General features: G+C 48.6%; 17 protein-coding genes, 1 tRNA gene, 2 rRNA genes and 1 pseudogene. 6 read left to right on the forward strand and 15 right to left on the reverse strand.

From position 1 onward, the window contains the following. Nucleotides 1–6: 6 nt before the first annotated feature. The 3 genes from rrf (RHD99_RS02060) (at nucleotide 7) to rrf (RHD99_RS02070) (ending at nucleotide 368) form a co-directional block, all read left to right on the forward strand. Nucleotides 7–122: ribosomal RNA gene (gene rrf / locus RHD99_RS02060) — 5S ribosomal RNA — on the forward strand. A 15-nt stretch (nucleotides 123–137) separates the two neighbouring features. Continuing rightward, nucleotides 138–213: transfer RNA gene (locus tag RHD99_RS02065), tRNA-Thr, on the forward strand. 39 nt (nucleotides 214–252) lie between these two features. After that, nucleotides 253–368 (forward strand): 5S ribosomal RNA (gene rrf, locus RHD99_RS02070). 95 nt (nucleotides 369–463) lie between these two features. Here the strand turns inward: rrf (RHD99_RS02070) and RHD99_RS02075 are convergent. The 5 genes from RHD99_RS02075 to RHD99_RS02095 form a co-directional block, all read right to left on the reverse strand. After that, complete coding sequence (locus tag RHD99_RS02075; RefSeq protein WP_309877295.1) at nucleotides 464–1,222, reverse strand: amino acid ABC transporter ATP-binding protein; 759 nt, start codon at nucleotides 1,220–1,222, stop codon at nucleotides 464–466. A gap of 10 nt (nucleotides 1,223–1,232) precedes the next feature. Continuing rightward, nucleotides 1,233–2,333 (reverse strand): amino acid ABC transporter permease, encoded by a 1,101-nt coding sequence (locus RHD99_RS02080; protein ID WP_309877296.1) that lies wholly within the window; start codon nucleotides 2,331–2,333, stop codon nucleotides 1,233–1,235. 9 nt (nucleotides 2,334–2,342) lie between these two features. Continuing rightward, nucleotides 2,343–3,524, reverse strand: coding sequence for an amino acid ABC transporter permease (locus RHD99_RS02085; RefSeq protein WP_309877297.1), 1,182 nt, complete (start codon nucleotides 3,522–3,524; stop codon nucleotides 2,343–2,345). A 71-nt stretch (nucleotides 3,525–3,595) separates the two neighbouring features. After that, on the reverse strand, nucleotides 3,596–4,621 hold the full coding sequence (locus RHD99_RS02090) for an amino acid ABC transporter substrate-binding protein (protein WP_309877298.1): 1,026 nt from the start codon (nucleotides 4,619–4,621) through the stop codon (nucleotides 3,596–3,598). Between the two features lie 521 nt (nucleotides 4,622–5,142). Then, a complete protein-coding gene (locus RHD99_RS02095; RefSeq protein WP_034459881.1) occupies nucleotides 5,143–5,364 on the reverse strand; it encodes a hypothetical protein in 222 nt (73 codons plus the stop codon). 202 nt (nucleotides 5,365–5,566) lie between these two features. On the opposite strand from RHD99_RS02095, the gene RHD99_RS02100 reads away from it, so the two are divergent. Beyond that, nucleotides 5,567–5,710: a hypothetical protein gene (locus tag RHD99_RS02100; protein ID WP_309877299.1), complete on the forward strand. Its 144-nt coding sequence runs from the start codon at nucleotides 5,567–5,569 to the stop codon at nucleotides 5,708–5,710. 75 nt (nucleotides 5,711–5,785) lie between these two features. Beyond that, nucleotides 5,786–6,124 carry a DUF1889 family protein gene (locus RHD99_RS02105; protein WP_309877300.1) on the forward strand — a complete coding sequence of 113 codons (339 nt, stop codon included), beginning with the start codon at nucleotides 5,786–5,788 and terminating at the stop codon, nucleotides 6,122–6,124. 111 nt (nucleotides 6,125–6,235) lie between these two features. Here the strand turns inward: RHD99_RS02105 and fis are convergent, their stop codons facing one another. The 10 genes and pseudogenes from fis to msrP form a co-directional block, all read right to left on the reverse strand. After that, on the reverse strand, nucleotides 6,236–6,532 hold the full coding sequence (gene fis / locus RHD99_RS02110; protein WP_000462905.1) for a DNA-binding transcriptional regulator Fis: 297 nt from the start codon (nucleotides 6,530–6,532) through the stop codon (nucleotides 6,236–6,238). A 25-nt stretch (nucleotides 6,533–6,557) separates the two neighbouring features. Next, nucleotides 6,558–7,523, reverse strand: coding sequence for a tRNA dihydrouridine synthase DusB (gene dusB / locus RHD99_RS02115; protein ID WP_309877301.1), 966 nt, complete (start codon nucleotides 7,521–7,523; stop codon nucleotides 6,558–6,560). A gap of 402 nt (nucleotides 7,524–7,925) precedes the next feature. Further along, nucleotides 7,926–8,807, reverse strand: a complete 882-nt coding sequence (prmA, locus tag RHD99_RS02120) for a 50S ribosomal protein L11 methyltransferase (protein ID WP_309877302.1) — start codon at nucleotides 8,805–8,807, stop codon at nucleotides 7,926–7,928. Nucleotides 8,808–8,818: 11 nt separating this feature from the next. Beyond that, nucleotides 8,819–10,273 carry a sodium/pantothenate symporter gene (gene panF / locus RHD99_RS02125; protein ID WP_183270851.1) on the reverse strand — a complete coding sequence of 485 codons (1,455 nt, stop codon included), beginning with the start codon at nucleotides 10,271–10,273 and terminating at the stop codon, nucleotides 8,819–8,821. Next, nucleotides 10,263–10,505: a YhdT family protein gene (locus tag RHD99_RS02130; RefSeq protein ID WP_183270850.1), complete on the reverse strand. Its 243-nt coding sequence runs from the start codon at nucleotides 10,503–10,505 to the stop codon at nucleotides 10,263–10,265. The genes panF and RHD99_RS02130 overlap by 11 nt, the downstream gene beginning before the upstream one ends. A 113-nt stretch (nucleotides 10,506–10,618) precedes the next feature. Further along, the gene (accC, locus tag RHD99_RS02135) at nucleotides 10,619–11,965 is read right to left on the reverse strand and encodes an acetyl-CoA carboxylase biotin carboxylase subunit (RefSeq protein WP_270142579.1); all 1,347 of its coding nucleotides are present in this window, start codon (nucleotides 11,963–11,965) and stop codon (nucleotides 10,619–10,621) included. A 10-nt stretch (nucleotides 11,966–11,975) separates the two neighbouring features. Beyond that, nucleotides 11,976–12,449: an acetyl-CoA carboxylase biotin carboxyl carrier protein gene (accB, locus tag RHD99_RS02140; protein ID WP_183270848.1), complete on the reverse strand. Its 474-nt coding sequence runs from the start codon at nucleotides 12,447–12,449 to the stop codon at nucleotides 11,976–11,978. 21 nt (nucleotides 12,450–12,470) lie between these two features. Continuing rightward, nucleotides 12,471–12,923, reverse strand: a complete 453-nt coding sequence (gene aroQ / locus RHD99_RS02145; RefSeq protein ID WP_034459855.1) for a type II 3-dehydroquinate dehydratase — start codon at nucleotides 12,921–12,923, stop codon at nucleotides 12,471–12,473. A 232-nt stretch (nucleotides 12,924–13,155) separates the two neighbouring features. Beyond that, complete coding sequence (msrQ, locus tag RHD99_RS02150) at nucleotides 13,156–13,755, reverse strand: protein-methionine-sulfoxide reductase heme-binding subunit MsrQ (protein ID WP_309877303.1); 600 nt, start codon at nucleotides 13,753–13,755, stop codon at nucleotides 13,156–13,158. A gap of 1 nt (nucleotide 13,756) precedes the next feature. Continuing rightward, nucleotides 13,757–14,760: pseudogene (msrP, locus tag RHD99_RS02155) on the reverse strand (protein-methionine-sulfoxide reductase catalytic subunit MsrP). Between the two features lie 287 nt (nucleotides 14,761–15,047). Between msrP and csrD the strand changes: the two are divergent. Further along, entirely contained in the window at nucleotides 15,048–16,988 is a 1,941-nt protein-coding gene (gene csrD, locus RHD99_RS02160) for an RNase E specificity factor CsrD (RefSeq protein ID WP_309877304.1), read from the forward strand. Nucleotides 16,989–17,026 lie beyond the last annotated feature (38 nt).

Here is a 17,026-nt window from a genome sequence, read left to right on the forward strand (position 1 = left end):
AATATGCCTGGCGGCACTAGCGCGGTGGTCCCACCTGACCCCATGCCGAACTCAGAAGTGAAACGCCGTAGCGCCGATGGTAGTGTGGGGTCTCCCCATGCGAGAGTAGGGAACTGCCAGGCTCCAAATTAAAGTGTGCTGATATGGCTCAGTTGGTAGAGCGCACCCTTGGTAAGGGTGAGGTCCCCAGTTCGACTCTGGGTATCAGCACCAGTTTTTAGGTTAATGTTCGGCGCTGGATAAAAGAATTTGCCTGGCGGCAGTAGCGCGGTGGTCCCACCTGACCCCATGCCGAACTCAGAAGTGAAACGCCGTAGCGCCGATGGTAGTGTGGGGTCTCCCCATGCGAGAGTAGGGAACTGCCAGGCTCCAAATAAACAAAAAGGCCATCCGAAAGGATGGCCTTTTTGTTTTGTATCGTTGTAAGAAATAAAGCCACCTCTGTGGCTTTTATCTTTAAATATCAATGAATAACCTGAGACAGGAATGCGCGTGTACGTTCTGATTTTGGATGAGCAAAGAACTCATTTGGAGGAGCCTGCTCAACAATTTCCCCTCGATCCATGAAGATCACTCTATCTGCTACCGTTCGCGCAAAGCCCATTTCATGTGTCACACACAGCATGGTCATCCCTGATTCTGCAAGGCCAATCATCGTATCGAGCACTTCCTTTACCATCTCTGGATCAAGTGCAGAGGTGGGTTCATCAAAAAGCATGATCTTTGGCTTCATACACAACGAGCGAGCAATCGCCACTCGCTGCTGCTGCCCTCCGGATATTTGCCCCGGAAATTTATGCGCATGCTCGGCAATTCGTACTTTTTCCAGATAATGCATTGCCAGCACTTCAGCCTCTTTCTTGGGCATTTTTCGCACCCAAATTGGAGCCAGCGTACAGTTCTGCAACACGGTGAGATGCGGGAAAAGATTAAAATGCTGGAATACCATTCCTACTTCGGTTCGAACCTTCTCAATATTTCGCAAATCATCGTTTAGCTCAGTACCATCAACGACAATACGCCCTTGCTGATGTTCTTCCAGGTGATTAATACAACGTATGGTTGTGGATTTACCTGAGCCGGAAGGGCCGCACAATACAATGCGCTCACCTTTCTGCACCTTCAGATTGATATCTTTTAGCACATGAAACTGCCCGTACCATTTATTGACATTCTCCAGCATGATCATCGCATCAGCGGGGCGCATAGTAATTTGATTCATTTATTCATCCTCAATGCGGTGTTCGTCCGGTGTTAAAACGTTTTTCAAGATGCTGGCTATAGCGCGACATACTGAAACAGAAAATCCAGTAGATGAGAGCGGCAAAGACGTAGCCTTCAGTCGACATGCCAAGCCAGGCAGGATCAACAGTGGCTTGTTGTACACTGCTGAACAGATCAAACAGGCCGATAATGATCACCAGGCTGGTATCTTTAAACAGCGCAATGATGGTATTGACCAGGCCTGGGATCACCATTTTCAGTGCCTGGGGTAAGATAACCAGCCCTTGTGTTTTCCAGTAACCGAGCGCCAGAGACTCCGCGGCTTCATATTGTCCTTTTGGCAAGGCCTGTAAGCCTCCACGGACCACTTCAGCGACATAAGCTGACTGGAATAAGATCACCCCGACGAGCGCGCGGATTAGTTTATCGATGCTTGTTCCTTCTGAAAGAAACAATGGCAACATGACTGATGACATGAACAACACCGTAATTAACGGTACACCGCGCCAGAACTCGATAAATACCACGGACAAAATTCTGACCACTGGCATGGTTGAGCGTCGACCTAATGCCAGTAAGATCCCCAAAGGTAAGGCACCAGCGATCCCTACCGAAGCAATGATCAACGTTAATGTGAGCCCGCCCCACTGGCGTGTTTCGACACGATCCAGCCCCAAAAAGCCACCGTACAATAGGCCCCAAACAACCAATGGATAGATGACAGCCCACACAGCAATGTATCGTCCGCGGTGCGGCATGGCATTCCAGAACATTGGGATTATCGATACGAGCCCAGCAAGCAGTGCGAGATTAATGCGCCAACGCAGGTCATGCGGATACAACCCATACATAAACTGCCCGAACCGTGCGTGGATAAACACCCAGCACGCACCTTCTTTAGTACAGTCTGCGCGGGTCTCACCAAACCAGTTTGCCTGGAATATCGTCCAATTTAACAATGGGGGGATAAGCTCCCACATCATCCACAAACAGAAAATAGTCAGTAAGCTGTTAGACCAGCTGGAAAAGAGATTTTTACGAGCCCACTGTACGGCCCCTAAACGAACCACTGCTGGGCGCGTGTGATGTGACATCAATGCTTTTGCCATCGTAATTCCTTAGCGCTCTATCAAGGCAATTCGCCGATTATAGATATTCATCAATAGCGAAATCGTCAGGCTTATAACCAGATACACCGACATCGTTATGGCAATAGTTTCAATCGCTTGTCCTGTCTGATTGAGGACCGTACCTGCAAATAGTGAAACCATATCCGGGTAGCCAATAGCGGCTGCCAGCGATGAGTTCTTAACGATATTGAGATACTGGCTAGTGAGCGGTGGAATGATCACGCGCATTGCCTGCGGAATGATGACCTGACGCAATGTGACCGGGTTCGGTATCCCTAACGAACGTGCCGCTTCGTGTTGGCCGTAAGGCACGGACTGAATACCTGCACGGATGATTTCAGCAATGAAAGCCGAGGTATAAACCGATAACGCCAGGGTTAATGCCGCCAGCTCAGGAATCAGAACCATCCCTCCGCGGAAGTTAAAGCCGCGCAACGCTGGAATATCCCAGTGCAGTGCAGAACCGAAAATCCACTGAGCAAGCATCGGCAATAATATCAATAGGCCCAGCGCATACGGCCAGGTACGACGTAATTGCCCAGTTTTGATCTGATGCATTTTGTTGTAACGATACAGACCTGCTGATGTGATAAGTGCCACGATAATTGCGGCCAAAAAGGCCAGCGCACCTTCGCCAATCTGTGGTGATGGGATGTAAAGCCCGCGATTACTCAGAAAAAGAAGATCGAATGCGCTGACCGCCTGGCGCGGGCCTGGAAGGTTACGCAGTACGGCAAAATACCAAAAGAAGATTTGCAATAAAGGGGGGATATTGCGGAACGTCTCAATGTAAAAAGTAGACAGCTTGCGCAGTAGCCAGTTATCGGAAAGCCGAGCCAGCCCGAGGAAAAAGCCAATAAATGATGCAAACAGTATGCACAGCGCTGAAACCAATAAGGTATTCAGCAGACCAACAATGAACACACGGCCATAGGTATCACCCTGTTCATAATCAATAAGATGCTGAACGATACCGAAGCCGGCGCTACGGTCAAGGAATGCAAAACCTGAGGTAATGCCACGATTGTTAAGGTTAGTGACGGTGTTGAGTATCAGGTAAATAGCGATGCCGACTACGGCGACGACAGCAATAATCTGAAACAGCCAGGCACGAACCGCTGGGTTAGAAAAGGAAATATCACCTTTTACGATTGGGCGGCGATGGGACATAAGCGAACCTCAGTGACATGAACTCAAACTTTTGGGCACTACCGTTGTAGTGCCCATTTCTGACGTATCGCTTAGCGAACCGGTGGTGCGTATTGAATGCCGCCTTTATTCCACAAGTTGTTTTGTCCACGTTTGATTTTCAGCGGGCTTTCAGAGCCAACGTTATGCTCGAAAATTTCAGCGTAGTTGCCCACTTGTTTGACGATGTTGTATGCCCATTTGTTGTCGAGTTTTAGGTCCTTACCAAAATCACCTTCTTTACCTAACAGGTGCGCCATATCTGGCGTTGTTGGGCTAGCGGCCATCTGGTCAACGTTTTTAGAATCAACACCCATCTCTTCAGCATTCAGCATAGCGAACAAAGTCCAGCGCACGATGGAGAACCAGTCTTCATCACCACGACGGACAACGGGGCCTAAAGGTTCTTTTGAAATAACTTCTGGGAGAACAATCCACTCACCTGGATTGCTCAGTTTTATGCGCAGAGCGTAGAGTTGCGACTGATCGGAAGCCAGGGTATCGCAGCGACCGGATTCCAGCGCTTTAGCTGATTCATCAGAACGGTCGAAAGTCACTGGGGTGTATTTCATGTTATTGGCTTTGAAATAGTCGGCAACGTTGAGTTCAGTGTCCGTGCCTGCCTGAATACAAACCGTTGCGCCATCCAGTTCCTTCGCGCTTTTCAAATCCGCTTTGTTGTGGGTCAGGAAGCCGATACCGTCGTAATAAGTGACACCAGTAAACGACATACCCATGCCTGCATCACGGGAGGAAGTCCAGGTGGTATTACGCGATAAAATGTCTACTTCACCGGATTGCAGAGCAGTGAAACGCTCTTTCGCCGTCAGTGGGGTGTATTTCACTTTCGAGGCATCGCCAAATACCGCAGCTGCAACACCACGGCAAACGTCCACATCAATACCGGTAAATTTACCGTTTGCATCGGCATAAGAAAAACCAGGCAAGCCGTCACTGATTCCGCACTGCACAAAGCCTTTCTTTTTTACCGCTTCAAACGTGGAACCAGCATGGGCCTGATTAACAACCGCGAATAATGCACCGGCTGCGACCAGAGTGGAGATCAATGTCTTTTTCATAATGCATCCTGTGTGGCGAAATTATCGTTATAAGTGTTGGCGTCCGGGTGGCGCCAATTGTCCTGTCTGTGGCATCTGCCAGTCTGGATAAAGCAAAGGGAGTGCCAGGATTGCGAACGAGGGTTTGCGTGTACCGCTCGACGCAGTAAGCAGAGTGTAGACAGTAAAAATGGCTCTCAGCGCCCTGTAACGGTGCAAAACTGAAACCTACGCCACATTTCAGCGCAAAAAAGTTTCAGTTTTTGATCATGTGAAAAGAAGTAATTTCAGGGGTTAACATTAGCGTGAGTAGTATGAAGAGTGGAGTGTGAGAGGAATCACGACTTGTGCTGCAATAAAACAAAACCTAAAAGAACTGAGTGATTTGTTTCACGCTAAAAAGATTTGGCGGCGGAGGGAGTAAAACTAAAAAACAGGGAGGTTGTGACGATTTGCACTTTAACAATGCAAAGGTTCTGTTCGAGAAATCCAAAAAAAAGCGCGCCATCATCAGGGCGCGCTTTTCAAAAATATGTTTTTGCTTATTTAGTTAAGGCCACAATACCCAGGGTTAATCCGGCAATCGCTGCGGCACCACCGGCGATAGCCCCCGCCGTTTCCCAGTTATCTTGCGTTGTCCCTTTCATGCAGGTATTGGTGTGCACCAAACGTCCCTGGTCGTCATAGACCGGCACACAAGGTGAGTTGGTTGCACAACCTGCCAGAAGTGTAGAAAGCAACGCAGCGGCAATGAGCTTTTTCATATGGAACCTCGTTAACGCAAACCCCGCCCAGGGATGACTTGTGCGCTATGGCCACAAAGTTATCTAAAAACCTGGTCCGGTGTGAATGTGGTGATTTTATCACCGTGATAAGCCTGACGAGGAGTCGGGAATAATTGCAATTCATGTGCTGTGTAAACAAAGTGGAGAAAAGTGCAGATAGGCAAAAAAATGTGGAGAGAAAATGAAGTTAACTATTTTTCAGACATTAAAAAAGGCGCTTCCCCATTCTGCAAGGCGCGGCGACTATGACATAGATTCAGGCGTTCTTTTCAATCCACTTCTGCGCTATACCAATGGAGCAGAAAGACTTCGCCCCGAAAGTTGAGCGGGTAGAAAAAAAGATAATGATCTCTTTGATATTACGGTTAATCTCGGGGCATATTATAGTCTTGATTATTACATGGTTAATTTTAAGGATAAGAATATGCCAGCAGTAATTGATAAAGCATTGGATTTCATTGGCGGTATGAATACATCTGCATCCACGCCACATTCCATGGATGAAAGCACCGCTAAGGGGATGCTGAAGTATTTAAAAGAATTAGGTGTGCCGGCTAGCGCAGCCGATGTTACTGCACGAGGTATTCAGGATGGATGGGATACCGGATTCACGAAAAAAGTGGCCGGGTGGGCTGATAAAATTCAGTCTGGTGACCGTGTTGTTATTAAAAATCCTGAGTACTTTTCTTCATACATGCAAGAAGAACTCCGGGCTCTGTGTGAGTTGACCGATAGCTAACTGTTTACCACTCCAGGCGCTTTCACTATCAATGTGGGAATCCATTCGTTAAAAAAGGCGCTTCCCCATGCCGAGTAGCGCCTTTTTAAACAACAAGTTAACTGATTAGTATCAGTTCATGCCGTATTTTTTCAATTTCTTACGCAGCGTGCCACGGTTGATGCCCATCATCAGGGCAGCGCGGGTTTGGTTGCCACGGGTGTATTGCATCACCATGTCCAACAATGGCTGCTCTACTTCAGCCAATACCAGCTCATACAGATCATTAACATCTTGACCATTCAGTTGAGCAAAATAGTTCTTCAGTGCTTGTTTCACGGAGTCACGCAGAGGTTTTTGGGTAACCTGATCCTGTGAGTTAACGGTTGAAACGGTTAGTACGTCAGAATTTACGCGTTGTTCGAACATAGTTCTGTCAGCTCTTTATTTCTAATTACGCAAGATTTTCGAAGTATGCCTCCAACGCCTCAAGCTGTTCGCTTGCATCCTCAATGGCGTTGAATGTGCGCCGAAACTGGTCATTTGGAGCGTGTTCCTGTAAGTACCAGGAAACGTGTTTACGGGCAATTCGGTATCCCTTTGCATGACCATAAAAGCCATGAAGTTCGCGAATGTGTCCGCAAAGTAAGCGCTTCACCTCTGCCAGAGGCAGTGGAGGAAGCAGCTCTCCAGTGTCCAGATAATACTGGATTTCCCGAAAGATCCAGGGTCTTCCCTGAGCTGCACGTCCTATCATCAGAGCATCTGCCCCTGTATAGTCGAGTACGGCTCTGGCTTTAAGCGGGTCAGTAATGTCACCATTCGCGATTACCGGAATGGAAACTTTCTGCTTAACTGCCCGAATGCTGTCGTATTCAGCATCTCCCTGAAATAAACAGGCGCGTGTGCGTCCATGAATTGTCAGAGCCTGAATGCCACAGTCTTCAGCCAGTTGGGCAATCTCTTCACAGTTACGGTGCGCCGTATCCCAGCCAGTGCGAATTTTCAACGTAACAGGTACGTCAACTGCGTTAATAACCGTTGTCAGGATAGACTTCACCAGACTTGGGTATTGCAGCAGAGCGGAACCTGCGAGTTTACGATTCACTTTCTTCGCCGGGCATCCCATATTGATATCAATAATCTGGGCGCCATTAGCCACGTTAATGCGTGCGGCCTCTGCCATCTCATCAGGATCACTACCGGCAATTTGCACGGTGCGAATACCTGGTTCATTCACGTGCACCATACGTAAACGTGATTTATCACTCGCCCAAACTTCAGGGTTAGAGGACATCATCTCGGAAACAGTGAGTCCGGCTCCCATCTCGTAACACAGCGTCCTGAATGGTCTGTCAGTGATGCCAGCCATAGGTGCTGCAATCAGTCGATTTCTGAGCTGGTGGTGTCCAATGCGCATGAGTTAAGAAATGACCATACTTGCCTGCAAGGCGGCGTATATTACGCATTTTTGGCCTGAGATGAAAGGCCAAACTTTGAACAATCAGCTGTCGTAGATCAATGAATCCTCATCCCGCACAGTGGAAAAAATAAATTAATCATTAATTTCAATGCATTGCATTAATTTGGTTGATTTGTGCGCTTTTATAATTTCGCCATAATCAGTAGTAATTCATGATTATTAACTCGATAGATACGCGATAAAGTGCTGGTTAAATCACCAAAATCAGTGCTTTTCTGCGATCGGTATCTCATTTTGTTGCGTTATATCACTGTGATGAATTGTTCTGATGAGCATGAAGATGGGTAAGAAACTGATTCAGTAACGTGGTCAAAGGACCACGTTACTGGTGTGCACTTTTTAGCGTTTGAAACCGGTAATGCGGCACCACTCTTCTTTTTCGGCAACAGGATCGAGGGTGAATTTGTCCTGATACGCTTCACAAACACCTTCAGCCTGGCTTGCCAAAACGCCAGAAAGCCCCAGAAAACCGCCCTGGACCGGCAGCACGCTGATTAACGGTGCTAACTCACGTAAAGGGCCTGCCAGTATGTTTGCGACCACGACATCGGCGCTCATGGCTTCTGGCTGGTCTTTAGGTAAATACAGTTCCAGACATTCAGAAACACCGTTGCGTTCCGCGTTATCACGGCTGGCCTGAATAGCCTGGGGATCGATATCAATACCAATCGCTTTGGCCGCACCCAGTTTCAGAGCGGCAATGGCAAGAATACCTGAGCCACATCCGAAATCGATTACCGTTTTACCCTCCAGATCCAGACCATCAAGCCATTCCAGGCACAAAGATGTGGTTGGGTGAGTTCCGGTACCAAACGCAAGGCCCGGATCCAGCATCACGTTCACCGCAGTTGCATCGGGAACATCACGCCAGCTTGGACAGATCCACAGGCGTTGACCAAAACGCATTGGGTGGAAGTTATCCATCCACTCGCGTTCCCAGTCTTTGTCTTCCAACTGTTCGATTTTGTGCGGGAAACCCACGCTCAGAAGTGGGCAATTTTCAAGGATTGCCACGACTTCTTTCATGTCTGTTTCTGCGTCGTACAGGCCAATCACATCGGTATCGCCCCATAAACGGGTTTCGCCAGGTAATGGCTCGAATACTGGTGTGTCATGGGTGTCCTGAAAGGTAACGGAAACCGCACCGCTTTCAATCAGCGCATCGCCGAGTTCTTCAGCGTTGCCGCCAGAGGTATTAATTTTCAGTTGAATCCATGGCATAGCGAAACTCTTTATTTATCAGTAGTTGAAACGAGTGCTGGAACAGGCAGCGGCTGACCGAAACGGTTGCCCACAAGGAACGCCAGCAAACTTAGTAATAAGGATGGCACAATTGGGTGGAAGCCAAGCACCTGGACATTGAAGCTCGCCAGCACGGCATACAACCCGCCACCAACAATCATCGCGCTCAGCGCACCTGCTGCATTGGCGCGTTCCCAATACAGACCCAGCACCAGCGGCCACAGGAACACCGCTTCAAGTCCGCCAAATGCCAGCAAGTTCAGCCAGATGATCATCTCTGGTGGACGCCAGGCGGCGAGCAGCAGTAACGCTCCCAGAATCAGCGTGATCACCGATGACATTCTTTTCAGGCGTCGTTCGTTGTGGATCTGTTCCGGGCGCATGTTCAGATAAAGATCTTTGACGATCGTAGCGGAGGATTGCAGCAATTGGGCATTAATTGTCGACATAATTGCCGCCATCGGCGCAGCAAGGAAGATCCCCGCAGCAAACGGGGGTAATACCGTGACCATCAACGTTGGGATAACCAGGTCTGGTACTTTCAAATCAGGTATCACTGCGCGGCCTAACGCCCCGGCGAGATGCATTCCAAACATCAGAATGGCAACCACAATTGTGCCGAGGATAATGCCACGATGCACGGCTTTGCTGTCTTTGTAAGAGATACAGCGCACTGCGGTGTGAGGCAAACCAATCACCCCGAAACAGACCAGCACCCAGAACGAGGTCATAAACGTTGGCGAAAGAATGTTATCCGCGCCCTGTGGAGAAACAAGTTTAGGGTCGATATGCTGAAGTTTATCTACCGCGCTGTGCAATCCACCCGCTGCATGAACGATGCCAATTAACAACAAAATCGTACCAATCAGCATCACCATTCCTTGCATCGCGTCATTAAGCACGCTGGCGCGGAAGCCACCAAAAGCGGTGTAAAGAGCGATACTGATGCCAAAAATCAACAAGCCTGTTTCGTAAGGAATGCCGGCCGCAGTCTCCAGCAGGCGCGCTCCACCGATGAACTGCACGGTCATTGCACCAACAAAAGCGACTAACAAGCTAATACTTGCCATCCACACCAGCAGACGGCTTTGATAACGGGCGTACAACATGTCATTTAGCGTCACCGCATTATATCGGCGCGCAAGTATGGCGAACTTTTTGCCCAGAATCCCCAAAGACAGCCACACAGCAGGTAGCTGAATCATCGCCAGCAGAACCCAACCGAGCCCATATTTATAGGCAGCACCGGGCCCGCCAATAAACGAACTTGCGCTGATATAGGTCGCAGTGAGTGTCATCGCCAATACGAATCCACCCATTGAACGGCTGCCCAGGAAATACTCGTTGAGGAAATTACCTGTAGTACGACGTTTCATGGCATACATCGAAATGCCAAAAACCACCACCAGATAAGCGACCAGTGGCAGTATCACTTCAAGCTGCATGATCATCCTCCAGAGGAATATCACGGAAGATAAATTTCACCATGGCCCAGCACAGTAAAATGAACAGCAAAGGTACCAGCAGGCACGCCATTTCAAACCAGTGTGGCAGGCCTGTCAGGCCAATATCATTACCCGGTAAGTAAGCAGCCACTAACCATGCTGCAAGATAGAGAAGGGTTAGCCAAAGCGCCCAGCGGGCTTCTTTATTGGCCTGAACAAAACGCGCGTCCATTATTGTCCCTTGAGTTAGCGGAAAGCGGCGATTGTAACGCATAGCGGCGTGATGAGGATCAAAAAAGAAAAAGGCCGGATAACCGGCCTTTTAGCGATGTAACGTGAGAAAACTTAGTCCTGAAGACCCAGTTTTTTCTCCAGATAGTGGATGTTAGTTCCACCGTGCTGGAAGTTTTCATCGTTCATGATGCGAGTCTGCAAATCAACGTTGGTTTTGATGCCATCGATGATCAGCTCAGCCAGCGCATTTTTCATACGAGAAATCGCGACTTCGCGGGTTTCACCGTAGCAGATCAGTTTGCCGATCATGGAATCATAATACGGCGGTACAGTGTAGCCGGCGTAAATGTGTGATTCCCAACGCACACCAAAACCACCAGGCGCATGGAAGCGTGTGATTTTGCCTGGGCTTGGCAGGAAGGTGTTCGGGTCTTCGGCGTTGATACGGCATTCTACCGCGTGGCCGTTAACATGAACGTCTTCTTGCTTGATAGACAGTGGCTGACCAGCAGCAATACGCAGCTGTTCTTTAATCAGGTCAACGCCGGTGATCATTTCTGTTACCGGGTGCTCAACCTGAATACGGGTGTTCATCTCGATGAAGTAGAACTCGCCGTTTTCGAACAGGAACTCGAAAGTACCCGCACCGCGATAGTTGATATCAACACAGGCTTTGGCACAGCGCTCGCCGATGAATTTACGCAGCTCTGGCGTGATGCCCGGTGCTGGCGCTTCTTCAACAACTTTCTGGTGACGACGCTGCATGGAGCAGTCGCGTTCTGCCAGATAAATCGCTTTGCCCTGGCCGTCGGCCAATACCTGGATCTCGATATGGCGTGGGTTTTCCAGGTACTTTTCCATATAGACCATATCGTTGTTGAAAGCAGCTTTTGCTTCCGCACGGGTCATATTAATGGATTGTTCCAGATCGGCATCGCTACGTACTACACGCATACCGCGACCGCCGCCGCCACCAGATGCTTTGATAATTACCGGGTAGCCGATGCGTTTAGCATGGGCACGGTTTTTATCCATATCGCCATCTAACGGGCCGTCAGAACCTGGTACGCAAGGTACGCCAGCTTTCTTCATTGCGTTGATAGCAGAAACTTTATCGCCCATCAGACGGATAGTTTCAGCACGCGGGCCAATGAAGATGAAGCCTGAACGCTCAACTTGCTCAGCAAAGTTAGCGTTTTCAGACAAGAAGCCATAACCCGGGTGAATCGCAACCGCACCAGTAATTTCTGCCGCAGAAATGATTGCCGGGATATTCAGATAGCTTTTTACAGACGGAGCCGGACCGATACAAACGGTTTCATCCGCCAGCAATACGTGTTTTAAATCGCGATCCGCAGTGGAGTGCACAGCGACAGTCTTGATGCCCAATTCTTTACAGGCACGAAGAATACGCAGAGCAATCTCGCCACGGTTAGCGATGACAATTTTATCCAGCATAATCGCCTCGTTACTCGATGACGACCAGCGGCTCGTCAAATTCAACCGGTTGGCCATTTTCAACCAGGATGGCTTTTACCACACCGGCTTTGTCAGCTTCGATCTGGTTCATCATTTTCATCGCTTCAACGATGCACAGAGTGTCGCCAACGTTAACTTTCTGGCCAACTTCAATAAATGCTTTAGCATCCGGGCTTGGGGTGCGGTAGAAAGTACCGACCATTGGGGAACGCACGATGTGACCACTGATTTCAGCAGCCGCTGGTGCTTCTGCCGGAGCGGCAGGTGCAACAACGTTAGACAGACCGGGCTGCGGCTGTGGCTGGTACATTGGAGCGGCATAAGCCTGTTGCATCATTGGGAAACCGGTGTTTGCCGGTGCGCGGCTGATGCGTACAGATTCTTCGCCCTCAGAAATTTCCAGTTCAGAAATGCCTGATTCTTCAACCAGCTCGATCAGTTTTTTTATCTTACGAATATCCATGAGTGGGTTCCGTACTCTTGTTTAGATGGATTTTGACAAGCGTTTTACCGCAGTCTGTAGTGCATATGAATAGCCGTCAGCGCCTAATCCGCAGATGACACCAACAGCTTTATCAGAAAGATATGAATGATGGCGGAACGGTTCACGCGCATGCACATTGCTCAGATGTATCTCGATAAACGGAATATCTACCGCTAATAAGGCATCACGCAGTGCAACGCTCGTATGAGTAAACGCGGCCGGATTAATCAGAATAAAATCAACAGTGTCTTTAGCCTGATGAATACGGTCGATCAATTCATATTCCGCATTTGATTGCAGGTGGCTGAACGAGACATTTAGCGTTTTTGCTTCTTCTTCGAGCGAGTTAACAATTTGGGCTAAAGTCAGCGTGCCGTACTTCTCAGGCTCGCGTGTACCCAGCATGTTAAGATTCGGGCCGTTCAAAAGCAAAATGTGAAAATTAGCCGACATCGTGCTGCCATCTCCTGCAATTTGTAGGTATTTTACAAAATATACCTAAGTTGCTCGGTTGTCACCTTCAGAGCCAGAAAATGGCCTGTCAGAAAAACCAAAGTCGCACATTATAACGATTTCGTAGCAATTGGCAGCTAAATACTGGTCTTATCAGGGAAGATGATCAACTGATATCCCTTAACGGGGTAAGGTTGATCACTTTTCTGCGGGGAACAACACATATCTTTCGTTAACGTCGCCATTGGCGAAATTTCTTGTAGCGCAAGGCTAACAGGATGATTGCACCCAGAGCATACAGTAAGGGTTGCGGTGAGATAACCTTCACTGACCAGAGATAATGAATCGGGGCAAGGATGGCGACAAGATAGACGAAGTTATGCAGTTTTTGCCAGCGTGGACCCAATTTTCGTTGTAATGATTGTGTCGATGTAGCCGCCAATGATAACAGCACCAACCAACTGATAATTCCTAAAGTTAAATATGGGCGAGTGACCAACTCCCGACCAAGCAGTGCCAAATTGTTGATTCCCAATTCCAACATGGCGTAGCTGACTAAATGGAGTGTTGCCCACGCAAAGCACCATAATCCCAACAACCGACGGGTTCGAATTAACAGCGGCTGCTTCCCGTACCGCGCTAAAGGCGTGACTAACAGTGTCGCCAGCAGGAGTTTAAGCGCCATCCTGCCGGTAAAATGCTGGATATCTTTTGCCGGATCAGCACTTAAAAGCCCCTGATTTGCGGCATAAAATAACCAGATAAAAGGCAAGAAGGCTGCGAGATGTAGCACCACTTTCAACAGTGTGATCTGCTTTGCTGTTAATCTCACGTTAGAAATTCTCCTTTAGATTCAGGCCGCGATAGAGCGAACCAACCTGGTCGGCATAACCATTAAACAGCAGCGTTGGCTGGCGCTTTACATCCAATACGCCGCCTGAACCAATGAATCTTTCACTGGCCTGTGACCAGCGCGGGTGGTCAACATTTGGGTTTACGTTGGCATAAAACCCGTATTCATTTGGCGCGGCCATATTCCAGGTCGTGGGCGGCAACTCGCTAACCAGTTTGATACTGACAATCGACTTTATCCCTTTAAACCCGTACTTCCATGGCACGGTGAGTCGTATCGGAGCGCCATTTTGAGGTGGCAACGCTTTTCCGTAAACGCCGACGGTAAGGAGCGTCAGAGGATGCATCGCTTCATCAAGACGCAACCCTTCTACGTAGGGATACTGCAATCCGCCGCCGATAAAACGGTCTTTCTGACCTGGCATTTGCTCCGGATCGTAAAGCGTTTCGAAGGCGACATATTTTGCCTTGCTGGTGGGTTCGACCAGCGCCAGCAGTTTACTGAGTGGAAAACCTATCCACGGCACCACCATTGACCAGGCTTCTACGCAACGCATGCGATAGATACGTTGTTCCAGCGGGAATTTCTTATAAAGATCGTCGAGGTCGAGCGTTTGTGGCTTTGCTACTTCGCCGCTAATGGTGACTTTCCACGGATCGGTTTTTAAGCTCCCGGCATTGGCCGCAGGGTCGGCTTTATCCAGACCAAATTCGTAAAAGTTGTTGTAGCCAGTCACTTTATCTTCCGGCGTCATGGCGAGTTTCGCCTGCCATTGTTCAGGTTGGCTAAATTGCAGGGGTTTCCCGATGGCGCAGGCGGCCTGTCGTTCCCTTTAAACCAGGAAAGAATATCGGCATGCGCAGTTTGAGGAAGCGAGAGAGCAGCCGCACTGATACCCAGTGCTTTCAGTACCTGGCGGCGTTTCAGCATAAAGACTGATTCTGGCGTGACATCGGCTTCTGTAAAGCGAGTGATCTTCTTCATCTTTTTCTCCTGCGTGACTTTATAGGCTAAGCATGACGGAGAACGCTGAACCCTGCGAATATGTCACAAAAAATTGAAACTTAAACAAAGAGCATATTTTGCTGCGGTTGGGTTAATGGGATAAAAGTTGATGAAGGCTATACTTGAAACTCGGCGGATGGATATACGCATCCTTTGCAACAAAGGATAAGAATCTGTTCAGCGTGTTTGCCTGAATAGCTCTTTTGCTATGTAATGCCGCATCAAGTCAGGCTGGTCTATCTTCACCAAACGGAGTTAACTCAAGGATGCGATTAACGACGAAACTTTCTGCTTTTATGACACTGCTGACTGGCCTCGCTATTTTTGTGACGCTGGTCGGTTGTTCATTAAGCTTCTTTAATGCGATGCATTATAAAGTTCATCAGCGTGTGGTTGCGGTTGCCACCATAATTGATAACGATTTGATTTCAAATTCCCCAGAAGCTCTGATCAAACGCCTCAACGAAGTCATGGTCCCCATTGATATCACCGAAGTGACATTCAAAGTGGGCGGAAATACGGTTTACCAGCAGCAACTGAGTCAAACTTATCGTTTACTTGGAAATAGCTACAGTTTTCGCACCGTGACCGTTGAGTTAATGAAGCATCCGGGAATGTTCCTCTCGCTCACCTATCGCGATCCGGTGGCAAATTACTACAACTCACTTTTCACGACAGTTCCACTTTCGTTCACGGTTGGCTTCATGCTTATCGTGCTGTTTTTTGCTATCCGCTGGATGAAAAAGCAACTCGTTGGGCAGGAGTTACTGGAAAGCAGGGCACGACGTATTCTGAATGGTGAAAGAGGTGTTGAAGTGCGTGGTTCGGTGCTGGAATGGCCCCCACAAGCCAGCAGCGCTTTGGATTTATTGCTTTCTGAGCTGCAAAACGCAAGCGATCAACGCAGCAGAATGGATACCTTGATTCGTGCTTATGCGGCGCAAGATGCAAAAACAGGTCTGAATAATCGCCTGTTCTTCGATAACCAACTGGCGACTTTGCTTGATGAACAAGAGCAAGTCGGTGCCCATGGCGTAGTGATGATTATCCGCTTACCGGATTTTGATACCTTGCATGAAACATGGGGCAGGAATGCGGTAGAAGAGTATTTGTTTACCATTATTAATATGTTATCGACATTTGTGATGCGATATCCCGGCGCTTTACTGGCACGTTATTTCCGCAGTGATTTCGCGGTTTTGTTACCGCATCGCACATTAAAAGAAGCCGACAGTATTGCCAGCCAGCTACTGAAAGCCGTCGATACTTTGCCTCCAACGCGGATGCTCGATCGTAATGACATGATGCATATCGGTATTTGTGCATGGCGCAGCGGGCAAACCAAAGAGCAGGTCATGGAGAATGCGGAAGTCGCAACGCGGAATGCGTCTTTGCAAGGGGCGAACAGTTGGTCGGTTTATGACGATAGTTTGCCGGAAAAAGGGCGTGGCAATGTGAAATGGCGTACGCTTATTGAGCAAGTGCTACAGCGTGGTGGCCCGCGTTTTTACCAAAAACCGGCGGTGATGCGTGATGGCTACGTGCATCATCGTGAAATCATGTGTCGAATTTTCGACGGCGAACAAGAAGTGCTGGAGGCGGAATATTTGCCGATGGTGAAACAGTTTGGTTTATCAGAGCAATATGACCGACAGACCATCGCCCGATTGTTACCGTTAGCCAGTTTCTGGCCCGAAGAAACGCTGGCTATTCAGGTGTCAGTAGAGTCACTGATTCGTGCTCCGTTCCAGCGTTGGCTGCGTGATGCGTTGATGCAGTCAGAAAAATCGCTTCGACGACGCATTCTTTTTGAACTTGCAGAGGCAGATGTTTGTCAACACATCAGCCGTTTGCAGCCTGTGATTCGCTTGATTAAAGCTTTGGGGGCTCGTGTTGCTGTCTCCCAGGCGGGTTTGACCGTAGTCAGCGCCTCTTATATTAAAGAGTTGGATGTAGAGCTTATAAAGTTGCATCCAGGGCTTGTGCATAACATCGAGAAACGAACTGAAAATCAGCTATTTGTTCAGAGTCTGGTTGAGGCGTGTAACGGGACTCAGACGCAAGTTTTTGCGGTTGGAGTCAGAACTCGAAGTGAATGGCAGACACTGGTGGAGAAAGGCGTGGCGGGTGCTCAGGGGGATTTTTTTGCGGCCTCTCAACCACTAGACAGCAACGTGAAAAAATATTCGCAAAGATACTCGGTTTAACCTGCCGTTTATAAATATTTCACGTAGAATAACGCGCG

The sequence above is a fragment of the Buttiauxella selenatireducens genome (assembly GCF_031432975.1).
Classification (GTDB): domain Bacteria; phylum Pseudomonadota; class Gammaproteobacteria; order Enterobacterales; family Enterobacteriaceae; genus Buttiauxella; species Buttiauxella selenatireducens.

Bases quoted from the DNA above. Each gene is read 5' to 3' on its own strand.
- dusB (WP_309877301.1), bottom strand. From the start codon at position 7,523: ATGCGCATTGGACACCACCAGCTCAGAAATCGACTGATTGCAGCACCT.
- RHD99_RS02075 (WP_309877295.1), bottom strand. From the start codon at position 1,222: ATGAATCAAATTACTATGCGCCCCGCTGATGCGATGATCATGCTGGAG.
- prmA (WP_309877302.1), bottom strand. From the start codon at position 8,807: ATGCCATGGATTCAACTGAAAATTAATACCTCTGGCGGCAACGCTGAA.
- accB (WP_183270848.1), bottom strand. From the start codon at position 12,449: ATGGATATTCGTAAGATAAAAAAACTGATCGAGCTGGTTGAAGAATCA.
- RHD99_RS02090 (WP_309877298.1), bottom strand. From the start codon at position 4,621: ATGAAAAAGACATTGATCTCCACTCTGGTCGCAGCCGGTGCATTATTC.
- RHD99_RS02095 (WP_034459881.1), bottom strand. From the start codon at position 5,364: ATGAAAAAGCTCATTGCCGCTGCGTTGCTTTCTACACTTCTGGCAGGT.
- aroQ (WP_034459855.1), bottom strand. From the start codon at position 12,923: ATGTCGGCTAATTTTCACATTTTGCTTTTGAACGGCCCGAATCTTAAC.
- fis (WP_000462905.1), bottom strand. From the start codon at position 6,532: ATGTTCGAACAACGCGTAAATTCTGACGTACTAACCGTTTCAACCGTT.
- panF (WP_183270851.1), bottom strand. From the start codon at position 10,273: ATGCAGCTTGAAGTGATACTGCCACTGGTCGCTTATCTGGTGGTGGTT.
- RHD99_RS02080 (WP_309877296.1), bottom strand. From the start codon at position 2,333: ATGGCAAAAGCATTGATGTCACATCACACGCGCCCAGCAGTGGTTCGT.
- accC (WP_270142579.1), bottom strand. From the start codon at position 11,965: ATGCTGGATAAAATTGTCATCGCTAACCGTGGCGAGATTGCTCTGCGT.
- RHD99_RS02100 (WP_309877299.1), top strand. From the start codon at position 5,567: ATGAAGTTAACTATTTTTCAGACATTAAAAAAGGCGCTTCCCCATTCT.
- RHD99_RS02130 (WP_183270850.1), bottom strand. From the start codon at position 10,505: ATGGACGCGCGTTTTGTTCAGGCCAATAAAGAAGCCCGCTGGGCGCTT.
- csrD (WP_309877304.1), top strand. From the start codon at position 15,048: ATGCGATTAACGACGAAACTTTCTGCTTTTATGACACTGCTGACTGGC.
- RHD99_RS02105 (WP_309877300.1), top strand. From the start codon at position 5,786: ATGGTTAATTTTAAGGATAAGAATATGCCAGCAGTAATTGATAAAGCA.
- RHD99_RS02085 (WP_309877297.1), bottom strand. From the start codon at position 3,524: ATGTCCCATCGCCGCCCAATCGTAAAAGGTGATATTTCCTTTTCTAAC.